Source organism: Acidovorax sp. GW823-FHT01C06 (genome assembly GCF_058798375.1).
In genome coordinates, this window is record NZ_JBXAKN010000020.1 from 1 (window position 1) to 5828 (window position 5828).

2 tRNA genes and 3 rRNA genes are annotated in these 5828 nt (G+C 50.9%); all 5 read right to left on the bottom strand.

The features are described from left to right. Window positions 1-12: 12 nt before the first annotated feature. Window positions 13-125, bottom strand: a 5S ribosomal RNA gene (gene rrf / locus AC1RCS_RS24860). A 143-nt stretch (window positions 126-268) separates the two neighbouring features. Then, a 23S ribosomal RNA gene (locus AC1RCS_RS24865) occupies window positions 269-3147 on the bottom strand. A gap of 371 nt (window positions 3148-3518) precedes the next feature. Further along, window positions 3519-3594, bottom strand: a tRNA-Ala gene (locus AC1RCS_RS24870). Between the two features lie 33 nt (window positions 3595-3627). Beyond that, window positions 3628-3704, bottom strand: a tRNA-Ile gene (locus tag AC1RCS_RS24875). Window positions 3705-3795: 91 nt separating this feature from the next. Next, window positions 3796-5328: ribosomal RNA gene (locus AC1RCS_RS24880) — 16S ribosomal RNA — on the bottom strand. The 16S, 23S and 5S rRNA genes sit together here with 2 tRNA genes alongside, the layout of an rRNA operon. Between the last annotated feature and the right edge of the window lie 500 nt (window positions 5329-5828).

A 5828-nucleotide genomic window follows, 5' to 3' on the forward strand; every position in this document is an offset into this window, starting at 1 on the left:
TGGGCTGTAAGAGCCTGACGATGACCTACTTTCACACGGGAACCCGCACTATCATCGGCGCAAAGTCGTTTCACTGTCCTGTTCGGGATGGGAAGGAGTGGTACCAACTTGCTATGGTCATCAGGCATAACTTGGTGCTGGGCTGTTCGTGGAACAGCCTGGCGAATTCATAGAGTTTGGAATCAGATTTTGTGTCTTTTGACTGCGTCAACTTGGCATAACAATCTTTGAGCTTTGCACACTTGCGTGTGTTGGCTATCAAAGTTATAGGGTCAAGCCGCACGAGCAATTAGTATCAGTTAGCTTAACGCATTACTGCGCTTCCACACCTGACCTATCAACGTCCTGGTCTTGAACGACTCTTTAGGGGGCTCAAGGCCCCGGCAGATCTCATCTTGAAACGAGTTTCCCGCTTAGATGCTTTCAGCGGTTATCTCTTCCACACTTAGCTACTCGGCAATGCCACTGGCGTGACAACCGATACACCAGAGGTGTGTCCACTCCGGTCCTCTCGTACTAGGAGCAGGCTTCCTCAAATCTGCAGCGCCCACGGAAGATAGGGACCAAACTGTCTCACGACGTTTTAAACCCAGCTCACGTACCTCTTTAAATGGCGAACAGCCATACCCTTGGGACCGGCTACAGCCCCAGGATGAGATGAGCCGACATCGAGGTGCCAAACACCGCCGTCGATATGAACTCTTGGGCGGTATCAGCCTGTTATCCCCAGAGTACCTTTTATCCGTTGAGCGATGGCCCTTCCATACAGAACCACCGGATCACTATGTCCTGCTTTCGCATCTGCTCGACTTGTCAGTCTCGCAGTTAAGCACGCTTATGCCATTGCACTATCGTCACGATGTCCGACCGTAACTAGCGTACCTTCGAACTCCTCCGTTACGCTTTGGGAGGAGACCGCCCCAGTCAAACTGCCTACCATGCACTGTCCCCGATCCAGATAATGGACCTAGGTTAGAACCTCAAACACACCAGGGTGGTATTTCAACGTTGGCTCCATGAGATCTAGCGACCTCACTTCAAAGCCTCCCACCTATCCTACACAGATCTGTTCAAAGTCCAATACAAAGCTACAGTAAAGGTTCATGGGGTCTTTCCGTCTTTCCGCGGGGAGATTGCATCATCACAAACATTTCAACTTCGCTGAGTCTCAGGAGGAGACAGTGTGGCCATCGTTACGCCATTCGTGCAGGTCGGAACTTACCCGACAAGGAATTTCGCTACCTTAGGACCGTTATAGTTACGGCCGCCGTTTACTGGGACTTCAATCAAGAGCTTGCACCCCATCATTTAATCTTCCAGCACCGGGCAGGCGTCACACCCTATACGTCCACTTTCGTGTTTGCAGAGTGCTGTGTTTTTATTAAACAGTCGCAGCCACCGATTTTTTGCAACCCCGTTGGGCTCGCCTTGTACAGGTTCACCTACTTGGGGCATACCTTCTCCCGAAGTTACGGTATCAATTTGCCGAGTTCCTTCTCCTGAGTTCTCTCAAGCGCCTTAGAATACTCATCTCGCGCACCAGTGTCGGTTTGCGGTACGGTCGTCAATAGCTGAAGCTTAGTGGCTTTTCCTGGAAGCAGGGTATCACTCACTTCGTCTGCAAGCAGACTCGTTATCACCCCTCATCTAAGCCCGGCGGATTTGCCTACCAGGCACGACTACAGGCTTGAACCAACATATCCAACAGTTGGCTGAGCTAACCTTCTCCGTCCCCACATCGCACTATTGATCGGTACAGGAATATTGACCTGTTTCCCATCAGCTACGCATCTCTGCCTCGCCTTAGGGGCCGACTCACTCTACGCCGATGAACGTTGCGTAGAAAACCTTGCGCTTACGGCGAGGGGGCTTTTCACCCCCTTTAACGCTACTCATGTCAGCATTCGCACTTCTGATACCTCCAGCATCCGTTACCAGACACCTTCACAGGCCTACAGAACGCTCTCCTACCACTTGCAATAAATTGCAAATCCGCAGCTTCGGTAACTGGCTTAGCCCCGTTACATCTTCCGCGCAGGACGACTCGATCAGTGAGCTATTACGCTTTCTTTAAATGATGGCTGCTTCTAAGCCAACATCCTGACTGTTTTAGCCTTCCCACTTCGTTTCCCACTTAGCCAATTTTAGGGACCTTAGCTGGCGGTCTGGGTTGTTTCCCTCTTGAGTCCGGACGTTAGCACCCGGTGCTCTGTCTCCCAAGCTGTACTCGTCGGTATTCGGAGTTTGCATAGGTTTGGTAAGTCGCCATGACCCCCTAGCCTAAACAGTGCTCTACCCCCGACGGTAATACTTGAGGCACTACCTAAATAGTTTTCGGAGAGAACCAGCTATTTCCAAGTTTGTTTAGCCTTTCACCCCTATCCACAGCTCATCCGCTAGTTTTGCAACACTAGTCGGTTCGGACCTCCAGTACCTGTTACGGCACCTTCATCCTGGCCATGGATAGATCACTTGGTTTCGGGTCTACACCCAGCGACTGATTCGCCCTATTCGGACTCGATTTCTCTACGGCTTCCCTATTCGGTTAACCTTGCCACTGAATGTAAGTCGCTGACCCATTATACAAAAGGTACGCAGTCACCCTTGCGGGCTCCTACTTTTTGTAAGCATGCGGTTTCAGGATCTATTTCACTCCCCTCCCGGGGTTCTTTTCGCCTTTCCCTCACGGTACTGGTTCACTATCGGTCGATTACGAGTATTTAGCCTTGGAGGATGGTCCCCCCATATTCAGACAGGATTTCTCGTGTCCCGCCCTACTTTTCTCTACCTTAGTACCACACGTCTGTTTTCGCATACAGGGCTATCACCTGCTATGGCCGGACTTTCCATTCCGTTTTGCTAACAGTCGTGCTATCAATAGAAGGCTCTTCCGATTTCGCTCGCCACTACTTTCGGAATCTCGGTTGATGTCTTTTCCTCGAGCTACTGAGATGTTTCAGTTCACCCGGTTCGCCTCGCATGACTATGTATTCATCATGCGATACCTCTTGCGAGGTGGGTTTCCCCATTCAGAAATCTCCGGATCAAAGCTTATTTGCCAGCTCCCCGAAGCTTATCGCAGGCTATCACGTCTTTCGTCGCCTGTAATCGCCAAGGCATCCACCACATGCTCTTAGTCACTTGACCCTATAACTTTGACGTTTCTTGCGAAACACCGCCGTCTAATCTTTCAAGGACTTGCCAGGTCTTTCACCTGACGCGTTATGCCGTAAACAACTTCAACCCTTTCGAGTTGTCATCGTATTACTTAAGAATTTCAAACTAGGTTTGAATATTCGTTTTGACGCAATCAAAAATTCTTGTTGCTAGCGGCACGGTCTGCACTAAACCTTTACGAATGTGCAGTTTCCGCTAGCAACTCTGATTCGACTCTATGAATTTTTAAAGAACAGCCGATTGATCAATCGATATTGATCAACAACAAAGAAGCCTTAACCGTTTCCAGTCAAAGCCGCTTTGGTGTTGAGTAATCTTCTTACTACCTACTACCGCAGTGTTGGTGGAGGATGACGGGATCGAACCGACGACCCCCTGCTTGCAAAGCAGGTGCTCTCCCAGCTGAGCTAATCCCCCAGTGTCCTCATACCGTATCCGTGTATTGGAATTTGGTGGGTCTAGTTGGGCTCGAACCAACGACCCCCGCCTTATCAAGACGGTGCTCTAACCAGCTGAGCTACAGACCCATTCCTCAGCTCCGCGAATCGCTTCGCAGGTCTGTGGCTTGTTCCAACAACCGATAAGTGTGGGCGTTCAATCTTGAATGCAGTTTTCCAGAAAGGAGGTGATCCAGCCGCACCTTCCGATACGGCTACCTTGTTACGACTTCACCCCAGTCACGAACCCTGCCGTGGTAATCGCCCTCCTTGCGGTTAGGCTAACTACTTCTGGCAGAACCCGCTCCCATGGTGTGACGGGCGGTGTGTACAAGACCCGGGAACGTATTCACCGCGACATTCTGATCCGCGATTACTAGCGATTCCGACTTCACGCAGTCGAGTTGCAGACTGCGATCCGGACTACGACTGGCTTTATGGGATTGGCTCCCCCTCGCGGGTTGGCAACCCTCTGTACCAGCCATTGTATGACGTGTGTAGCCCCACCTATAAGGGCCATGAGGACTTGACGTCATCCCCACCTTCCTCCGGTTTGTCACCGGCAGTCTCATTAGAGTGCCCAACTGAATGTAGCAACTAATGACAAGGGTTGCGCTCGTTGCGGGACTTAACCCAACATCTCACGACACGAGCTGACGACAGCCATGCAGCACCTGTGTTACGGTTCTCTTTCGAGCACTCCTCTATCTCTAAAGGATTCCGTACATGTCAAAGGTGGGTAAGGTTTTTCGCGTTGCATCGAATTAAACCACATCATCCACCGCTTGTGCGGGTCCCCGTCAATTCCTTTGAGTTTCAACCTTGCGGCCGTACTCCCCAGGCGGTCAACTTCACGCGTTAGCTTCGTTACTGAGTCAGTGAAGACCCAACAACCAGTTGACATCGTTTAGGGCGTGGACTACCAGGGTATCTAATCCTGTTTGCTCCCCACGCTTTCGTGCATGAGCGTCAGTACAGGTCCAGGGGATTGCCTTCGCCATCGGTGTTCCTCCGCATATCTACGCATTTCACTGCTACACGCGGAATTCCATCCCCCTCTACCGTACTCTAGCTATGCAGTCACAAATGCAGTTCCCAGGTTGAGCCCGGGGATTTCACATCTGTCTTACATAACCGCCTGCGCACGCTTTACGCCCAGTAATTCCGATTAACGCTTGCACCCTACGTATTACCGCGGCTGCTGGCACGTAGTTAGCCGGTGCTTATTCTTACGGTACCGTCATGGACCCCCTTTATTAGAAGGAGTCTTTTCGTTCCGTACAAAAGCAGTTTACAACCCGAAGGCCTTCATCCTGCACGCGGCATGGCTGGATCAGGCTTGCGCCCATTGTCCAAAATTCCCCACTGCTGCCTCCCGTAGGAGTCTGGGCCGTGTCTCAGTCCCAGTGTGGCTGGTCGTCCTCTCAGACCAGCTACAGATCGTCGGCTTGGTAAGCTTTTATCCCACCAACTACCTAATCTGCCATCGGCCGCTCCGTCCGCGCAAGGCCTTGCGGTCCCCTGCTTTCATCCGTAGATCGTATGCGGTATTAGCAAAGCTTTCGCTCCGTTATCCCCCACGATCGGGCACGTTCCGATGTATTACTCACCCGTTCGCCACTCGTCAGCATCCGAAGACCTGTTACCGTTCGACTTGCATGTGTAAGGCATGCCGCCAGCGTTCAATCTGAGCCAGGATCAAACTCTACAGTTCGATCTTGATTTTTTCGCTCTTTCGAGCAACTCATAATTAAGAATTGAAGTGAACTTCACTTCTCTCTCATGAGCGTTTGTAGTGCTAAGCACTAGTTCCAAAGAACTTGGCACTCGCCATCAAACGCCCACGCTTATCGGCTGTATATTTTTAATGAACCGGATCACTCACAAAGACCGTAGTCTTTCTTTGTTTTCCCGACTTAGCTGCGATCAGCTGAGCCTTGAATTCTAGCACAGTTTTTGAAGAACTGTCAAACTTTTGAAAACTTTTTTGTTTTCATCACCTTTCAAACTCAGCACCTTGCGGCATCCAGTTCTACTCAGCGAAGCCTTGAATTATATACCGGTTTTTACACCACCTACAACCCAAAACCAAACTTTCTTCTTCCACCTTCTCAGCCCCGGCAACAACAAGGCCTGGACCCCATCATCACCCGAACCTCCAGCGCCCCGCATCTCTGCAGCACCGCCTCAGTAGCGAAGCCCTCGACTATAGCA